The 17,962-nt window shown below is 44.7% G+C and carries 12 protein-coding genes; 8 read left to right on the top strand and 4 right to left on the bottom strand.

Going from position 1 to position 17,962, the window contains the following annotated elements; all coding sequences use genetic code 11:
- Positions 1 to 39: 39 nt before the first annotated feature.
- Positions 40 to 1,158, bottom strand: a complete 1,119-nt coding sequence (locus tag QR722_RS02855) for a PQQ-dependent sugar dehydrogenase (RefSeq protein ID WP_286285244.1) — start codon at positions 1,156 to 1,158, stop codon at positions 40 to 42.
- A 247-nt stretch (positions 1,159 to 1,405) separates the two neighbouring features.
- Between QR722_RS02855 and QR722_RS02850 the strand changes: the two genes are divergently transcribed.
- Positions 1,406 to 4,495, top strand: a complete 3,090-nt coding sequence (locus QR722_RS02850; protein WP_286285243.1) for a hybrid sensor histidine kinase/response regulator — start codon at positions 1,406 to 1,408, stop codon at positions 4,493 to 4,495.
- Positions 4,496 to 4,503: 8 nt separating this feature from the next.
- Here the strand turns inward: QR722_RS02850 and QR722_RS02845 are convergent, their stop codons facing one another.
- The 3 genes from QR722_RS02845 to QR722_RS02835 all read right to left on the bottom strand — a co-directional run bounded on the left by QR722_RS02845 (position 4,504) and on the right by QR722_RS02835 (position 9,716).
- Complete coding sequence (locus tag QR722_RS02845) at positions 4,504 to 5,217, bottom strand: DUF2982 domain-containing protein (RefSeq protein ID WP_286285242.1); 714 nt, start codon at positions 5,215 to 5,217, stop codon at positions 4,504 to 4,506.
- Between the two features lie 171 nt (positions 5,218 to 5,388).
- Entirely contained in the window at positions 5,389 to 8,547 is a 3,159-nt protein-coding gene (locus tag QR722_RS02840; RefSeq protein ID WP_286285241.1) for an efflux RND transporter permease subunit, read from the bottom strand.
- Between the two features lie 2 nt (positions 8,548 to 8,549).
- Positions 8,550 to 9,716 carry an efflux RND transporter periplasmic adaptor subunit gene (locus QR722_RS02835; RefSeq protein ID WP_286285240.1) on the bottom strand — a complete coding sequence of 389 codons (1,167 nt, stop codon included), beginning with the start codon at positions 9,714 to 9,716 and terminating at the stop codon, positions 8,550 to 8,552.
- A 156-nt stretch (positions 9,717 to 9,872) separates the two neighbouring features.
- Here QR722_RS02835 and QR722_RS02830 point away from each other — a divergent pair, with 156 nt between their 5' ends.
- The 7 genes from QR722_RS02830 (at position 9,873) to QR722_RS02800 (ending at position 17,922) form a co-directional block, all read left to right on the top strand.
- Complete coding sequence (locus tag QR722_RS02830) at positions 9,873 to 10,544, top strand: TetR/AcrR family transcriptional regulator (protein WP_286285239.1); 672 nt, start codon at positions 9,873 to 9,875, stop codon at positions 10,542 to 10,544.
- 173 nt (positions 10,545 to 10,717) lie between these two features.
- Positions 10,718 to 13,387 carry a reprolysin-like metallopeptidase gene (locus tag QR722_RS02825; RefSeq protein WP_286285238.1) on the top strand — a complete coding sequence of 890 codons (2,670 nt, stop codon included), beginning with the start codon at positions 10,718 to 10,720 and terminating at the stop codon, positions 13,385 to 13,387.
- Complete coding sequence (locus QR722_RS02820; RefSeq protein WP_286285237.1) at positions 13,384 to 13,842, top strand: hypothetical protein; 459 nt, start codon at positions 13,384 to 13,386, stop codon at positions 13,840 to 13,842. The genes QR722_RS02825 and QR722_RS02820 overlap by 4 nt, the downstream gene beginning before the upstream one ends.
- Positions 13,843 to 13,993: 151 nt before the next feature.
- Entirely contained in the window at positions 13,994 to 15,001 is a 1,008-nt protein-coding gene (locus QR722_RS02815; RefSeq protein WP_286285236.1) for an aspartate carbamoyltransferase, read from the top strand.
- Positions 15,002 to 15,018: 17 nt separating this feature from the next.
- A complete protein-coding gene (hemL, locus tag QR722_RS02810) occupies positions 15,019 to 16,302 on the top strand; it encodes a glutamate-1-semialdehyde 2,1-aminomutase (RefSeq protein WP_286285235.1) in 1,284 nt (427 codons plus the stop codon).
- A gap of 95 nt (positions 16,303 to 16,397) precedes the next feature.
- Positions 16,398 to 17,489, top strand: a complete 1,092-nt coding sequence (locus tag QR722_RS02805) for an adenylate/guanylate cyclase domain-containing protein (protein ID WP_286285234.1) — start codon at positions 16,398 to 16,400, stop codon at positions 17,487 to 17,489.
- A gap of 40 nt (positions 17,490 to 17,529) precedes the next feature.
- Complete coding sequence (locus QR722_RS02800) at positions 17,530 to 17,922, top strand: hypothetical protein (RefSeq protein WP_286285233.1); 393 nt, start codon at positions 17,530 to 17,532, stop codon at positions 17,920 to 17,922.
- Positions 17,923 to 17,962 lie beyond the last annotated feature (40 nt).

Raw genomic sequence — 17,962 nt, 5'->3', positions numbered from 1 at the left:
GTTATTATTGAGATCAAATTGAGACCTGTTAAGGACTCGTTATTTGTAGGTTACCCTATAAATTACGTTTGCGAAATCATCAGATATCAACATACTACCATCGGGCAGTGTAAGCATGGCAACCGGTCGTCCCCACGCACTATCATCTGGATTTAAAAATCCTTCAATAAAAGGCGTATATGACTGCACTTTATTGTCTTTTATATTTGCCATCATCACCCGATAACCTGATTTTTTAGTTCGATTCCAAGAGCCATGTTCAGCGACGAATAAATTATTTTTGTAAGACGCAGGGTATTGGCTTCCTTGATAAAACAAAATCCCCAAGGGCGCGACATGAGCATTTAATTTCAGCGCGGGGGCAACATAATCTTGCTTGTTTTTGCCAATAGAAAATTCTGGATCAGGGACATCTCCACCATGGAAATACGGATAGCCAAAATGTTGCCCATCTTCGCTAACACGGTTGATTTCGCAGGGTGGTATATCATCGCCCATCATGTCGCGACCATTATCACTGAACCAAAATTCTTTGCTCTCAGGATGCCAATCAAAGCCAACACTGTTACGAACGCCTTTGGCCACCCAGCGCTTTTCACCTGTTTTGATATTAAACTTCAATATACTGGCATAAACAGGATCATCAAACTTCTCACCGCCAAGTGTTTGACAAATATTGCAGGGTGCGCCAACCGGCACATACAGCCAGTTGTCTGGTCCAAAAGCGATGTTTTTCCAGCCGTGATGTATCTCACTTGGTAAACCATCAATGACCACTTCCAGCGCCGGCTTATTGCCGTAGGTTTTATCAATATTGGCGAACTTTACAATTCTACTTACTTCGGAGACATACAGATCGCCATTTCGATACGCTACTCCCGAGGGCATAGTTAGTCCATCGGCCACTAATACAACTTTATCAGCTGTGCCATCACGGTCTTCATCGATAACCGCATGCACCTTACCTTCGCCACGACTGCCGACGTAAACCACGCCGTTATCTCCTAACGCCATTTGGCGGGCATTAGTCACATCATGTGCATACACAGCGATTGTGAATCCAGCAGGTAAGGTTAATTTGTCCAGGGCTAAACCCCAAGCTGCAGAGCTTAGTAGGAGACTTAATGCTCCCGTTAGGCAAGTAGTTATTTTATTCATACAGGTTTCCGTTGGTGCTGCTGCACAATTTCAATTAACAAGAGGCTACTAATATACCTTTTATTTGGTCTATTTTGGCAATTCAATTTACCTCAATCAGCAATTGCCTGTTGAATTACTGATAAGAGTTTGAAAAAACTGGCTTCTCAGGGTTTAATGGCTTGTCCTGTTCATCAACTTTTGACGTAACCCTCTGCATATTATGACAAAGTCGTTAGCCCATAGTAAAAGGCATAGCATCCACTTAGTGAGTTTAACTTTAGTGTTGTTAAGTCTCTGTCAATTTGCCTTAGCTCAATCGACTCTGCAATTAATCAATAAAAACGAGATCATCCGGCTTTCCCAAAAAGTACAAATTTTGCAAGAGACTAACGAGCAGTTGCACATAGATCAAGTTAGAAAGAAACTCGATGAGTTTAAGTGGCAGTCGTCTTCCAATCCCAATTACGGCATTCAAAACAAAGGAATTTGGCTGCACACTAGTTTTAGCAATGTCAGTGATGCTGAGGAATGGGTCATCGATATCGGCTTCCCCCATATTGAAAAAGTCGATTTTTATCTACTTCACGGTAAAACCCTGATAGCAGCAGATAAACAAGGAAAATTATCACAAAATCAATCCAGCCGATTTCCCTCTATCAGAGTCGATTTACCCTACGCCACCACTATTGATTTGTTCATTCGATTGGAATCCCACAGCACTCAAATCATCGCCCCTATAGATATCCAACCCTTTTCTCAGTATGTCCTGTCTAGCTTCTGGGATAACCTATTATGGGGCCTGTTTTACGGCGGTTTATTAATTTTGGCGGTGTATAATTTAGTCCTATACTTTGGGAGTAAAGAAAAAAGCTTACTGGGCTATGTTGGCTATATTTGTGCCGTATTGTTGTGGCAATTTATCTGGGGCGGCCATGCCACCATGTTACTTCCATATGGATTAACATTGTGGATTAGCCAACATATGGACCTCATTTTTGTGATTATCGGTATTGCATCAGGGCTTTTTACTTATACCTTTTTAGATGCCAAACATACCGCCCCCAAAATTTCTCCCTTTATCAAAATTAATATATTGTTACTTGGAGTGATGGGGTTCTGTTCGTTAATCAATCTATTCCCAGTTTTGTCGCAAAATACCCTAGTCTATCTAATCAGTATGTTTGCTATTCTTTCCTATTTAGCCGCGGGGGTGGAGAGTTATTTAAATAAATTCAGACCCGCACGATATTTCGTCTTAGCCTGGGGCGTGTTGGCACTTTCTGCGGTGATAGGCATGCTTAGCTTAACCGGTATATTTCCCAGCAACACTTTCACTACTTACTGCTTCCAAGTTGGGGTTTTTATCGAAGCGGGGCTTTTCTCTATCGCCATTCTAGATAAAAGCCGTAATCAGTTAGAGCAGGATATCCAACAAGCCACCAATGATTTACGCAACAACATGGAATTCATCGAAGAGCAGAATGTCAGGCTCGATATCGCGCGAAAAGACGCGATAAGTGCTAGTAATATCAAGTCCCAGTTTTTAGCCAATATGAGTCACGAAATACGCACACCACTAAATGCTATTTTAGGTTTCAGCAAAGAGCTGGTTAATACGCCCTTACCCCCAGACAAACAGGAACACGTTCGTATCATCAACTCCGCAGCCGACAGTTTACTGAGTATAGTGAATGATGTACTTGATGTTTCAAAAATAGAAGCTGGCAAGTTGCAGCTTAACCGCCTACCTTTTCTACCCAATGACATTCTTGAAGAATTGGTCAGTGTAATGGCCAGATCAGCCCACCTTAAACAGCTAGAGTTCTATTTTGAGCTTTCACCACTGCCGGAAAAACTGATAGGTGATGCACAGCGTATTAAGCAAATTCTGACTAACTTATTAGGCAACGCGCTAAAATTTACTCCCAAAGGAAGTATCAGTTTAGCCGTCACAGGTAAAGCCTTGGAGCACGACCTGTTTGAGCTCAACTTTAGAATTGAAGATACCGGAATAGGCATAAGCAAACACGATCGCAAAAAGTTATTTAATGCGTTTTCACAAATTGATGATGCGATAAGTCGCTCCTATCAGGGCACAGGACTAGGTCTAGTTATCTGTCAACAATTGGTGCGTTTGATGGGTGGTAGAATTCAGCTAGATAGCCAACCTGGCGAAGGTAGCTGTTTTATTGTCCGCATTATGACAACGGTTTTGAATAAAAATGAATCCTTCTCTCGCAATATCGGCTGGAATAAAAGGCAGGTTTTAGTTTATCAGACCGAGCCTAAATCGACTCTTTCGACCATTCAAATGCTCAACAATGTTGGTGCAGAAGTGACTAAAGTAGAAAAATTTAGTGAGTTAAATCGTTTAAAGCATAAGTTTGATTCGGTGTTTGTCTGTCTCCCACAAAATGGTGATGCCAACCAAGATGAGCTGTATAACGATTTGGCGAAATTGAAAATGCAAGATTTAGTCATCATGTATTCAGGCCCCGAAAGTGATGTTTATTCACACCGCTCTGAATCTATTAGACATTTACGATTGCCATTAACTCTCAGTAAGCTTGCTAGTTTGACCGAACAGCCAATTGAGACCAAACACGATCAGGTACAACAAGATCTATTGAGTTTACCCAAAGCAAAAGTATTAGCTGTGGACGATATGGAAATGAATCTGCGCCTGCTAAGAACATGGCTGAAGCCAACAAGACTCGAACTCACGTTGGCCTTCAGCGGCGAAGAGGCTGTGTCGCTATGTCAGCAAAATGAATACGATTTAATTTTAATGGATGTGCAAATGCCAAATATGGACGGACTACAAGCGTCTCGTCTAATCCGAAAAACGGAGTTGAATTTGGGTACGCCTATTATTGCGTTGACCGCCCATGCGCTAAAAGAGGAACAAGAGCGCTTATTAGCCTCTGGTATGGACGATTATTTACCCAAGCCTCTGGATTTATGTGATCTGGTTACGCTTATCAAGCGTTGGTGTGCTTTATCGGATCCCTCAGCGCAAGAATTGTCATCAATAGATTGGTCTTTAGCCTTGCAGCGAGCAAATCAAAATGCAGAAGCGGCTCAGGACGTGTTGCAAGACTTTATTCAACAGTTACCTGCGCAGGTAGAAGAGATCCGAGTTAGTTGGCACGATTCCGATAGAGAAAGCCTCGCCGCCCTCATACATAAATTGCATGGAGCATGCTGCTACACTGGCGTCCCCCTTTTGTTAGCGCTGTGCAAAGAGTTAGAAACCGCTCTTAAAACTGAAGATTATGATTTAGTGGATCAACGTATGGCTGATTTTTTTGACGAGACTGAGAGTGTTATCGCTGTGGGCATTGATTTTCAATAATGTTGGTATTACTGCTGTTTGATGACCTGTGCTTGGCATTGACGGAGTAATTCAACAAACTCTTCGCTGGAGCGGTCAAGCTCCCCCATTGATATAAATAAATCAAAGCCCAGTGCTGCTCGTAATTTACTCATTCTATTCGCCAACATCGCTGGGATTCCTTTGAGGACTTTGCCGTTGGCTGTTTTGTAGCTGTCATTTTCTATCAAGTCGGTGTTGTAGCAACCACCATTGGCACATTGATTGTTTTGCAGCAGTAACGCCCGTTGCTCCAATAATAAGTTGGTGGCCAAGCGAGGTGATATTACCTGCAGAAGCGGTTCGTAGTCTCTTAATTTAATGCCCACCATTGCTAATGGAAGAACGTCTAGTCCAGTAGTAACTTTAGGTACGTCAATCCGTTGGATGTTGTCCCAAGTGACACTCCATTTGCCATGGCGGTGGTGATAGTGAATGTGGCTTTTGGTAAGTTCGAGGCTATGTTGCGGCTCTCGTATTTTAAACCAGCCAATCAACATAGTGACGATTGATGCACTCAAAGCAAAAATACCAAGCAAATAAATAGATTTCGGTAGCAAGGCCAATAGGAGTATTGACAGCATTAGAGCGAGCAAACCGAATATCAAAGTACTCAATCCATTGCGCTTGGCAACGGCTCTAATTTTGATACTTTGACTTGCTGTATCCTTTTCTATTTCAAGTTGTCGTTCATTGCCAGACATAAAAGTACACTATCAACATGATCACGCACCATAGCAAAATCATTCGCATTCGCTGGCAGTATGGACAATCGGTTTTTAACCAGCGTGTTAGCTTCATTGATTTAGTTTATTCCAATCATTTTACGGTTGAGTAATAAGTTTAGCCCACTTGGGCTTCAAATCTACTACATTCTACCCCATAACAGGTGAAGCGTGCATGGCCTGTTTACCTCTATGGATTGCCAACCTGCCAGCCACTATGGGTGTAAAAACCAATGATAGAATAACCGAAAATCCTACTCCACCGGCTAGAACCACTGCCAACGGCGGCCAAAATGTTCCTTCACTGAATATCAATAGTGGAATAAATCCGCCTACGGTGGTGAAAGTAGTCGATAAAATATGCCGACTACAACTCATAGTTTCTCGTACAATTTGTTCAAGATCCCCCATCCTAGCCTCGGAGTTCGCATTAATCGACGCTATCACCACAATTGAACCATTGATCGCCACACCGATTAATCCGGCACAGCCAAGCAAGGGATTAAATCCGATTGGCAGGCCTGACAACCACAAGCTAAACATCCCCAGACCTACTGATAAAACCGCTACGCTAGCAATAAGCATCGCTAATTTGACGCTTCTAAACGTTAAAATCAAAGTCGTTATCATCAGCACTAGTAGAACAGGCGCATAGGTGGCTAATAATCCCAAGGCTTCTTGCTGCTCGTCGGCGTCTCCTGCCATTTTAATTTTGTAACCTTTAGGTAAATCGAAACCCGACTCACTTAGTTTTCGACTTAAGCCATTACTAACATCCACCGCGGTGGCGTTGGGAAGTAGAAAGCCTTCGACAATATTAACCCGCTCACCATTTTTACGGGTTATTCCTGCAATACTGGAACGCAGTTCAAATTCACCCAATGCCGAAACGGGTAACCAAGACTGTTGATTGATCAATGCAGGAGTGAGTAAAGGCATAGCATTCAGACTATCTAAATTATTCCGAAAAGATGCTGGAACCCTTACGCGAATAGGTATTTCTTCGGTTCCTTCAAGCACCGAACCACCGATTTGCCCATCCAGGGATGCCCGTAATTGACTTGCGATATCGTTTAGAGACAATCCGGAAAGGGATGAGACAGTGCGGGTGACGTTCAAAATGAGTTCAGGCTCACCCATAGTGATCGACGCAATACTGTTGGTTATTCCTGGGAGCTGGGACATAGCTAAACGCACTTGCTGACCTAATTCATCTATTACCGCAAGATCAGGACCATAAATCTCCACTCCAATAGGCGCTGATATTGGCGGTCCTTGGCCAAATGCCCGCACCACTACTTTTGCCTGTGGAAAAGAGTCGTCCAATTCATTTTGTAGTTGTGCAATTAAGCCAGCCGCTGCGCGAACAGATACCGTTTTAACTACAGCATGGGCAAAATGAGCAGTATTGTCTCTCGTCATAACTTGATTGTAATAGATGGAAGGCGCTGAACCGCCCACCAGCCAAGTCACCTGCGCAACCTTATCTGAGGCACGAATATGTTCGTCAACCTGCTCTGCAACTGCTCTAGTTTTGCCGATTGCAGTGCCATCCGGTAGCCACACATAAATCTCAAATTGGTCCCTATCTGCACTGGGAAAAAATACATTACCAAGTTGGCCTGCCAACACAAAACCTGCGATGGGCAAGCTCACGGTAATCAACAGAATTAACAGCGGACGTTGAATCCCTTTGGCAATGGCTGCCTTGTACCACTGGGTTAATATGGGAAACTGAATCCCGCCTTGATACCATTTTTGTTTTTGGTCAAGGGCACTAGGTCGCGGTAAATATCGCGCGGCTAGAGCAGCTATCACCGTCATTGAAATGAATAGCGAGCCAATTAAGGCCATAACTACACTGATGGCGATAGAACCAATGAAATCGCCGATATTTCCTGGCAGCAGAAAAATCGGCATAAAGCCTAAAATAGTAGTTAATGTGGAAGCAAGTAATGGGTTAAAAAGATGTCTGACACTTTTGACTAGGGCGTCCATTCTAGAATTCGCACTGTTGAGCAAGTTCGCTCGAATTTCATCGGTGATAACAATCGCATTATCAATCAGTAAACCTATAGCGATAATAATACCAAAAATAGACATTTGATGGATTTGCTCATCAAAAAAGCTCAGTGAGAAAATGGTAAATGCGGCGCTCAGCGGCAGCGAAATACCTACAATCCAGGCAGAACGAAAGCCCATAAAAAGAAAAACCACAGCCATCACCACCAAAGATCCCATTAACAGATTCTGGGTGAGGTCCAACAATCTTGATTCGGTATAGGTGTTTTGTTCGAATACGATATCTGCAGCTACGGAGCCTTGATACAACTGATTAAACTCAGCGAGCGCTTGTTTTGCGTTTTCAGTCCATTTGTCTACTCGAACGGTTGGCTGCATTCTCGCTGCAACAAATACCATTTGCTCACCGTCCACCAAGGCAATTTCAGTTAGGGGTTGCTGCCAGCCACGGGAAACAGTTGCAACGTCTTGAAGATGAATAAACTGACCATTGGCTGAAACATTTAACGGAATATTACGGATCACATCTAAACTAGCCAATTCTTCGGCAATCTGAATGCGGATATTCTGGGTGTCACTTCTAACCACACCAGCAGGCAACTTAGGATCAGCAGAGGCAATAATTTGGCTCACCTGCGCCACGTTCAAGCCCACACTAGAGAGTTTATGGGGGTCGACTTCTACGCTAATTTCTTGGGTTAATTCACCGTAAGTTCTGACCAACTCAGTGCCTGACACGTTACGTAAACGGTCTGCTACCTCTTCACTCATACGGGTAAGAATTGACATCGGGGTGTGGTAACCTGCAGGCGAATGCAAACCGACCAACAAGGTAAATGAGGTAGCCCCACGTTTTTCGTCTAACTCCGGCTCCCCTGCCCCCTGCGGAAATTGCTGCTTGGCATCTGCCAAACTATCGCGAATTTTAGAGAAAATCTGTTCATTGGTCTGGTTGTCGACCCAAGGCTGCAATTCCACGCTGATCACTGAAATTCCGGCTCGCGAGGTTGATTTAATTTCCTTGATTTCAAAAAGTTGTCGTAGTTCATCCTCAATTACGTCACTGACCAAGGACTCCACACGCTCTGCCGATGCTCCCGGATAAGCGGTCAGCACCAACACATTGCGAGTATCAATCCGAGGATCTTCGAGACGGGGCAAGGAAGAAATCGCCGATAGCCCTGCTACCAGAAAAATCACAATGGTTAAGGCTAACAAGTGACCGTTACTAAAAAATGCGCTGAACCAAGGCCCTTTTTGTACCTTAGGGTGGTGTGCTTGGCTCATGATTATCGCATCCCTTGATTAGATGCCATTAAGCTCATTACCTGAGCATTGGTAGCAGACTCCACCGCTTCCACAACTTGCCCGGGCACCAACCGGTGGGCGCCACTCACCACCATCCAATCATCAGCACTGAGCGCGCCACGCACGAAACTGTGTGTTTGACCTGAATACAGCACTTCCACTGAGCGGGAGGTTACACTTTGTTGACCCTTGCCCGGTACGGTAAATAATGTCCAAAGGCCACGTATTCCGCTACTTAATGCCTCTTTAGGCACCCAAGCACCATATTCACTGACTTGTTTACTATAGGTCAAGCCGACTAGGTCTCCGGGCAGTAAACGAGAGTCTAGGATATCGCCCAAGGAGAAGATCACATCTATGGTCCGTGTGTTCAATTGTCGGGTAGAAGCGATGGATTTCACCACGCCCGAAACCTGCTCAGCATTGACAAGTAAATCATGGGATTGACCAATTTTCAGTGCAAAGGCGCGATCGCTAGACAAGGCAATACGTGCATCATACTGACTTGCCTGCTGCACTTGGAAAACAGGTTGTCCAGCCGATATGACAGTGCCCGGATCTACTGGGCGCGACACCACAGTGCCATCAAATGATGCTAGCAATTGAGACTTTGACAACTCTACTTGTAGGGTATTGATCCGCGCCTGGGTTTCAGCGACCTGTGCACTGGACCTTTGATAAGACTCGTTTACTTCATCCAACCGTTGTGAAGATTCAAGCTTTTTGGCCACTAATTCGGCCACTCGTTGCTGAGATTGTTTGGCTAAACGTGCGTCGGATTTGGCCCTTTGCAGCGCAGCATCTAATTCTTTCATGCTAGCGTCGATACGTTGTGTATCCAGACGAGCAATTAGCTGACCCGCCTGAATAAAGTCTCCTTCATCGACGAGCAACTGTTCGACCTTGCCGGCCAACTCAAACCCGAGATTAGCTATATTCGCTGACTCTATCCGACCGTAAGCCATTTGCTGCTGCTGATAGGACTGTTGGGGAGCAAGTTTGATCACTGCAACTCTATGTACTTTAGCCGTGATTGGCGGTGCAGCGACCTGACCAGAACCTGCTGCAATCATTAACCCAGCAACGCTAATTAGAGGTATAATAATGGCGGTTGCGATTAATAGAGATTTAGATGATGTTGTTTTCACCAAGATTTCCTGATTAATTTAGGTGCTGTTGTCACACTGAATTGAATTCCTGCATAGACTAGTATATAAATACTAGACCGTCCAGTATGATAATAGTTTGATGTCAAATTAATGATTAGCCTGAACTTAGGTTAAGTATGTAAGGTATTGAAGTACATGTCAGAAACCAAAAAATATGGCAATAAAGTAGGAACTAAAGCTGGTCGCCCAAAAAGTGAAGAAAAACGCGAAAGTATCTTACTTGCTGCAAGTGAACTATTTTTAAGCCAAGGTTTTTCCTCGACATCAATGGATTTAGTCGCCAACCGTGCTGGCGTATCAAAACAAACGGTGTATTCGCATTTTAGTAACAAAGATGCGCTTTTTGTCGCTGTCATTGGCTTTAAATGTCGACAGTATCAATTGGACGAAGAATACATGGCGGCGGCGGATGATGATCCTCGCCAATTTATGATCCGCTTTGGCAATCAAACTATGAGCTTGTTACAAGATGAACAAGCCATTGCAATGCATCGTGTTGTCATAGGTGAGCTGACCAACAACCCTCACGTGGCAGAATTATTTTATGCCGCAGGACCCCAGCATGGCCTGCAATTACTCAGTCAATTTATGCAAAGTAATGCAAGCTTGAGATTATCTGAACAACAAGCTCACTACTGGTCCACCGCATTTTTCAACTTACTCAAAGGCGATTTCCATTTTCGCAGTTTACTGGGTTTGCCCTACAGCATGTCAAATGAGCAACAACTGGCGGAAGTGACCCGAGCAACAGATCTTATCTTAAACATGATAAAAACAGATACTCTTGAACAACATCTATTACCCTGATAGGCAGCGGCCTGCAGGTATTGTATGCCGCTATAAGTTGGCGGAAATAACACAGCAATGGAGCCTGAAAATAATTACATTGAGTTTATTCAGTTAGCTTTCAGGTTAAATGATCTAAAATTACCACTATAACGGTAATTATAACCTTGCCCTGGGGCTTATTTGGACAGTATATGAATTTAATTACACGGCTTTGGGCTCCCGCTTTAGTTGCCTTGATGACCTTACACAGCGCCTATGCCATTTCGGCTAACCAAGAAGATTTGCCCCTATGGATAACACAGGCTGCAAAATCTGAAGATGGCAATCAAGTTAGCCGGTCCGTAACTCAAGGCTACCAACTGAAAATCAATCCAGTCGCGTTGCAGGCTATTCAGAAGGATACGACGGCTCAATTTGAGCTCGCCATCCCTATGCCCGATGGTGAACAAAAACTCTATCGACTGAGCCAAGTCAAGGTGATGGCCGCTGCATTGGCAGATAAATACCCTGATATCCGCTCATTTATAGGGGTGGACGTGGCTAACCCCAAAAATCGCGGGCGCTTTAATTTGTCCCCTAGGGGGCTAAGCGGCATGTTTACTTATCAAAATGAATGGGCGTTTCTGACCTACGACAAAATTGCCAACACGCAGCAATACATCAGTTACTTTGGCAAACATGAAGTCATACCCGAGCAGATAAAAATTAACCAACAAGATTATATGCGTATCCCTGAGTCTGCCATTGCTAATACTCAATTTAAACCAGCATCACAACGAGCCGCCAGAGCAAATGGTAATAGTGTTACTACTTATCGTTTAGCCATCAGCGCCAGTGGAGAATATACTCAGGCAAATGGCGGTGAGGCCCAGGCAATGGCCGAACTAGTCACCCTGGTCAATCGGATTAATCAGATATTTCTTACTGATTTGGCTATTCAGTTTGAGCTGGTAGCCAATAACGACCGTATTATTTTCACCGATGCAGCCACCGACCCTTTTGAAAATGATTCAAGTGTTGACTTAGATAAAAATCAACAAACCATAGACAGCTTAATCGGCTCCGCCAATTATGATATCGGCCATTTAGTTAACACTGATTCGGGCGGGCTGGCCACCATTCAGAGTATTTGTATAGATGGCTATAAAGCCCGTGGCCAAACCGGCAGCAGTCGACCTTTTGGTGAAAGTTTTTATATTCAGCTAGCAATACATGAATTTGGTCATCAACTAGCTGCTGAACATACTTTCAACGCGGTCAATTCCAGTTCATGTACTTCAGACCAGCGCTCCAGAAACTCGGCGGTTGAGCCTGGTAGCGGTTCAACGATTATGTCTTACGCAGGTATTTGCGGCAGTCAGAATATTCAAAACGACGCTGATGGCTATTTCCACAGTGCATCCATTGAAGAAATCAGAACCAACTTAGCCCGTAGAAGTTGCGGCAATACATTGTCCAATGGCAATTCCATTCCTGTGATTGCCAGTCAACCCATTGAGCATACTATCCCGGCCAATACCCCTTTCGTGCTGAGCGCTGAAGTCACTGATCCGGATAATGACCTTCTGAGTTATAGCTGGGATCAGATCGACCCTGGCGGCTTTGAAGGCGCAACTGAATCGGTGGGGGAAATGGCCGTCGACAATGGTGCCAATCCACTTTTTCGCTCTTATTCACCTAGGTCATCATCCAGTCGATACTTTCCCCGTCTGATTGATGTCCTTAACGATAGCATTAGCTTTGGTGAAACCTACCCTCAAACCCAACGTCAGTTAAATTTTGAATTAATCGCCCGAGACGGTCGCGGTGGGGTAAATACACTTCAAGCTTCGCTCAGTGTTGAGCCCACAACCACCGACTTTGCAGTTTCTGCGCCCCTTGCCCAAGCCCGCTGGCTAGGTGGAGAGAATCAAACCGTTAGGTGGAATGTGGCAACAACTGATGTGCCGCCAATTTCTTGCCCCGCAGTGGATATCTTACTCGATACAGATGGCAATCGAACCTTTGAGTCAACATTGCTCTCAGGCACCCCAAACGATGGACAACAGCAAGTGTCGGCGCCAAGTACCAGCACTGAAGTAGCTAGGTTAATGATAAAGTGCAGTGACAATGTATTTTATGCAGTGAACCCTGGCAGCTTTACCATCATGCCTAGCGACAACGCAGTCGCACCTTTGATTACTGGCCAGACTGATTTTACTGTGGTCGAGGACAGCACGTTTACGATTGGGTTCGCAGATTTAACGGTAGATGACCCTGATTCAGATTACCCGTCCAATTTCACCCTTACCCTTATACCAGGGGCTAATTACACCATTGAAAACAATATCATTCGGCCTGAACAGGATTTTAACGGTGCCCTGAGCATAAACGTGATAGTCAACGATAGTGTTAGTGATAGTAATATTTATGCTTTTATTGCGCAGGTTTCAGCAGTTAACGATGCCCCGATTGCCGTGAATGAAACAGCATCTGTTGAGCAAAACTCCGGCCCACAGACCTTTACTGTAGTATCAAATGACTTTGATCCCGATGGTGACAACATCAAAATTGTTGAAATACGCTATGGTGGTCAAGGCAGCGCCAGTTTCAACCCAAATGATGGCAGCATAACTTACACCCCAGATCGGGGCTTTTTCGGAACCGAAGTGATTCATTATGATATCGAGGATCCGGATCTGCTAACTGATTCTGCCAGCCTTACCATCACAGTGCAGCAACCCACGGTGACACCTGTGCCTTTACCAGATCCCGAACCAAATTCTGGTGGTGGCGGCAGTGTAGGTTGGTTACTTGCTTTATTAGGCATGCTGCGATTAAGCTGTACTGGACACTCAATTCCTCTGGGTAAATCAGAATGAACAGCAACAGCACTTACACCACTTTGTTGATGCTGGCCTTAGGTATTACGGTCCTGACTGCCTGCGGTAGAAAGTCTAGCACTGCCGAGCAAACAAGCCAGGTAGCTGCGCCATCACAGGAACTGACCGAGGATCCGCGCGTCACTCAAAACCTATATTCAACCTTATCTGAACAGCAAGCTCAGATTGATGCTCATGCTGCTGTATTAAAGCAAGATTTTCGCCTGCTGGCGTTTACCAATAAAACGATTAAATTGGTCGGAATCGATACCACTCGGTACGATCAAAATACCCTTGCAGAGATGTGTGGCATTCGTTATCTAACCGGAACCGGCGATACCTTGAAGGTAGGCCAGGATATGAGTCAACGCCAAGCCCTTTCCCGCTATGCCAAATCCTATAACCCAATAGTACTACAAGGCTGTCTGGCAGAATTTGCCAAAGACAGCGGCTAGCATTATTAGGTTGGCAAAAAGCTAGCGATTTTTCGTTCAACTTACGCTTTTTTTTGCTAGACTCTCGTGCCAGAAAAAGGGCTGAGAGTATCGTCTTTACACTACTTTCATTCGCATTGTTTTACCTTGCTATTACAACTAAGGGTGTACGATGAATTTTACAGGCCAGCACATTCTGTCGGTTAACCAGTTCGACCGCGATTCCATTCAAACCATTTTCAATGTTGCCGATCAGATGACCCCATACGCCATGCGTCAAAAGCGCACTAAAGTGTTGGATGGGGCTATTTTAGGTAACTTATTCTTTGAGGCCAGTACCCGCACGCGAGTCAGTTTTGGCACTGCCTTTAATCTACTCGGAGGGGAAGTCCGTGAAACCACTGGCATGAGTAGTTCTGCTTTAGCTAAAGGGGAATCTCTATTTGATACCGCCAGAGTGTTGAGTGGCTACTCTGATATTATTACTATGCGCCACCCGCAGTCAGGCTCGGTGAGCGAGTTTGCCGAAGGCAGTCGGGTTCCGGTGATCAACGGCGGTGATGGAGCAAATGAGCATCCCACACAAGCACTGCTAGATCTGTACACCATCAGCAAGGAGCAGCAATACCATGGTGGCACTATCGATGGTATTCATATCGCCATGATTGGTGACCTGAAGTACGGTAGAACGGTGCACTCATTGTCTAAGTTGTTGAGTTTGTTCAAAAACGTACGATTTACTCTTATTTCACCGAAAGAACTTGCCATGCCCGATAGCGTGCTTGAGGTTTTGCATAAAGCTGGGCATCAAGTCAATGTCACCGAGCAGTTGGAAGGTAGTTTGGATGTAGATATCTGCTATCAAACTCGGATTCAAGAAGAGCGCTTTGATAGCCAAGAAGAAGCCAACAAATACCGCGGAAAATTCCGTTTAAATCAATCTATCTATACCAAACACTTTCAATCCAAAACCGTTATCATGCATCCATTGCCCCGAGACTCGAGAGCCGACGCTAACGAGCTGGATAATGATCTCAATATGCACCCTAATTTAGCCATATTCAGACAAACTGATAATGGTGTATTAGTCAGAATGGCTCTGTTTGCTTTGACATTAGGGGTAGAAAAGTTGGTCTCTAAATACGATAGAGACGTACATTGGTATAGTTCAAAACGCTAAAGAAGTATTAAATTATTATGCAAACATCTGAAAAACTGTTTAAACAAGCCCAAAAACACATTCCTGGCGGCGTCAATTCTCCTGTGCGAGCATTCAAGGCCGTTGGAGGCACCCCCCCCTTTATCGCTAAGGCCGACGGCCCTTATCTGTATGATGCCGATGGTAAAGAATACATCGATTACGTGCTATCTTGGGGACCTATGGTGCTGGGCCACAACAATCCTAAAATTCGTCAAGCCGTGATTGATGCGGCGCACAATGGATTGAGTTTCGGGGCCCCCACAGAATCAGAAGTGCGCATGGCCGAAATGGTTCATTCGTTGGTCCCCTCGATGGAAATGGTGCGGATGGTCAATTCTGGAACTGAAGCCACCATGAGCGCTATTCGTCTGGCTCGTGGTGCCACAGGCAGAGACAAAATTCTCAAATTCGAAGGCTGTTATCACGGTCATGCCGACGCTTTATTGGTCAAAGCGGGCTCCGGGGCTCTGACCCTTGGCGTACCTAGCTCGCCTGGTATCCCAGAAGATTTTGCCAAGCACACTCTGACCATGGAGTTTAATAATATTGACAGTGTCGCCAAAGCATTCGAGCAATACGGTGACGAAATAGCCTGTATTATTGTCGAGCCTGTAGCAGGAAATATGAATTGCATTCCGCCTATTGATGGTTTTTTACAGGGTTTAAGGGATATCTGCGATAAGTACAAAAGTATCCTGATTTTTGATGAAGTGATGACCGGCTTTCGCGTGGCATTGGGCGGTGCCCAAGCCCATTATAATATCAAACCCGATTTGACTTGCTTAGGTAAAGTGATTGGCGGCGGCATGCCAGTAGGCGCATTTGGTGGTAAGGCTGAGATTATGCGCCAAATTGCCCCTACAGGACCGATTTACCAAGCTGGCACCTTGTCAGGCAATCCTGTCGCTATGGCTGCCGGTCTTGCTGCTCTGGAGCAAATCCAACAACCGGGCTTGTATGAGCAGTTAGCTGAAACGGCTAAAACCCTTGCTGAAGGCATTAAGAAAATTGCTAATGCTCATGGGATCCCGATGACAGTGAATTATGCTGGTAGCATGTTCGGTTTGTTTTTCACTGACATCGAACGGGTTACTAATTATCAACAAGCGATAAATTGTGACACTGATATGTTTAATCGTTTCTACCATGGCATGCTTGATGCGGGTGTATATTTAGCCCCTGCCTCCTATGAAGCCGGTTTTGTCTCTGCTGTGCATACGCCGCAAATTGTTGAGCAAACCCTTGCTATAGCAGAAAAGGTATTGAGCAAGCTTGCCTAATTCTAAATAGAGGAATAGGCTAAAGGTTTAAATAAAACAATAAGTTGCTAAGCTGTATAAAATACAATTAGCAACTTTATGTAACTAGCGAGCGAATGTTGGAACAATTTACTCAACCCATTACTTTGATTCTACTGGCCATTATTGTGGTACTGGTCATTGCTGTGGCGCGTTTAAATCAACGGCTAAAGGCCCAACAATCTGATACTCCGCAAACCGATGATCTGGAAAGTCGAGTACAAAGCACGCAAAGAGCCGATGAAGCTGATTTGCGCTTTTTAAATAAAGCCGACGAAGCCTTGCGTTTAACCCAGACTTTTCAAAAATTTGTTCCTCGACAGTTTGTCGATCATTTTGCTAAGCATGGCTCTGATACCTTAGAGTTAGGCCGAGCAGATGAAGATGAAGTGGCCATTTTATTTTGTGATATCAGGGGCTTTACTGGCTTGTCGGAGAATATGACACCGCAAGAATTAATGAAATTCTTGAACTCATATTTTTTGCGGATGAATGACCCTATCCATCAAAATAGTGGCTTTATCGATAAATTTATCGGTGATGCCATTATGGCACTGTTTGACCACCCCAAGGGCACCAACAAAGACAAAGCTATCGACGCCTTGAACGCTGCGGTTGACTTACGTTATGCCCTGAACGTTTACAATCAACACCGTCACAACAGTGGGTATCCTCCAGTAAATATTGGCGTGGGTGTGCACTTTGGCCCGGTCATTATTGGTACAGTGGGTTCAGACGATAGGATGGACACCACCGTTATTGGCGACAGTGTTAACATTGCCTACCGACTCGAAGCCCTCGCGCCTAAGCTAGGTGCCGATATCATCGCCAGTGCGCAAATACTGGATACCGCGGAGGCCAAAGGAAGGTTCTCTTATCGCATGCTCGATTGGGTTAGAGTTAAAGGTCGAAAGACGCCGGTGGAAGTTTATGAAATCCTCAACCACCTACCTGATGATATATTAAAACAGAAGCTAGCCACTGCAGATCTAATTGAGCAAGGGATAGGGGCCCGGATCAATAGAGATTGGGATAAGGCACTTGATTGCTTTCAACAAGCATTGGTTATCAGTCCTAAAGACGGCTTAATCATTCACCATATGGAACAATGCCACCGAGTGAAAATGGATCAAATGCCTGATGATTGGGATGGCGCCCTAGCCTTGTAAGACCATGGTCTTATTGTCCCTGCATAGGGTTGATGGCAGCATGAATATTATTAAAACCATTTCCACTGCTGGAGCAATTGCCTTGCAACGTCTATTAAAAACCTTAAAAAAACACCCCAATGCAGCCCGTGGGTGCGCAATTGGTGCGTATTTGCTCTCTATGCTCGCCCTTCAGCAAGTTGTCATCATTCCGCTGATTGCATTGATTTTGATTCTAGCTATCTACAAGAGCAAATCGGCACATATCCAATCTCACGCAAAATTTATCCTCAGTGTATATGCAGGTGTGAGTGCAGTGGTGTGGCTGGTTGCTAGTATATTTACCCAGCAACAAAGTGTGCATGCCATCATGTTTGCCGTAGCTATTGGGTTTAGCATGCTAGTGTATGGCGCAGTGCGAGCAGGCATGGCCAGAAAGCCATTTTCAGCTTAAGCGCCATTAGATTAGTTGCTTGAAGGCCAGCATCATCAGA

Source organism: Aliiglaciecola sp. LCG003 (assembly GCF_030316135.1).
Lineage (GTDB): Bacteria > Pseudomonadota > Gammaproteobacteria > Enterobacterales > Alteromonadaceae > Aliiglaciecola.
This window is presented reverse-complemented; position numbering and strand designations above follow the sequence as displayed.

Bases quoted from the DNA above. Each gene is read 5' to 3' on its own strand.
- QR722_RS02855 (WP_286285244.1), bottom strand. From the start codon at position 1,158: ATGAATAAAATAACTACTTGCCTAACGGGAGCATTAAGTCTCCTACTA.
- QR722_RS02845 (WP_286285242.1), bottom strand. From the start codon at position 5,217: ATGTCTGGCAATGAACGACAACTTGAAATAGAAAAGGATACAGCAAGT.
- QR722_RS02840 (WP_286285241.1), bottom strand. From the start codon at position 8,547: ATGAGCCAAGCACACCACCCTAAGGTACAAAAAGGGCCTTGGTTCAGC.
- QR722_RS02830 (WP_286285239.1), top strand. From the start codon at position 9,873: ATGTCAGAAACCAAAAAATATGGCAATAAAGTAGGAACTAAAGCTGGT.
- QR722_RS02825 (WP_286285238.1), top strand. From the start codon at position 10,718: ATGAATTTAATTACACGGCTTTGGGCTCCCGCTTTAGTTGCCTTGATG.
- QR722_RS02820 (WP_286285237.1), top strand. From the start codon at position 13,384: ATGAACAGCAACAGCACTTACACCACTTTGTTGATGCTGGCCTTAGGT.
- QR722_RS02815 (WP_286285236.1), top strand. From the start codon at position 13,994: ATGAATTTTACAGGCCAGCACATTCTGTCGGTTAACCAGTTCGACCGC.
- hemL (WP_286285235.1), top strand. From the start codon at position 15,019: ATGCAAACATCTGAAAAACTGTTTAAACAAGCCCAAAAACACATTCCT.
- QR722_RS02805 (WP_286285234.1), top strand. From the start codon at position 16,398: ATGTTGGAACAATTTACTCAACCCATTACTTTGATTCTACTGGCCATT.
- QR722_RS02800 (WP_286285233.1), top strand. From the start codon at position 17,530: ATGAATATTATTAAAACCATTTCCACTGCTGGAGCAATTGCCTTGCAA.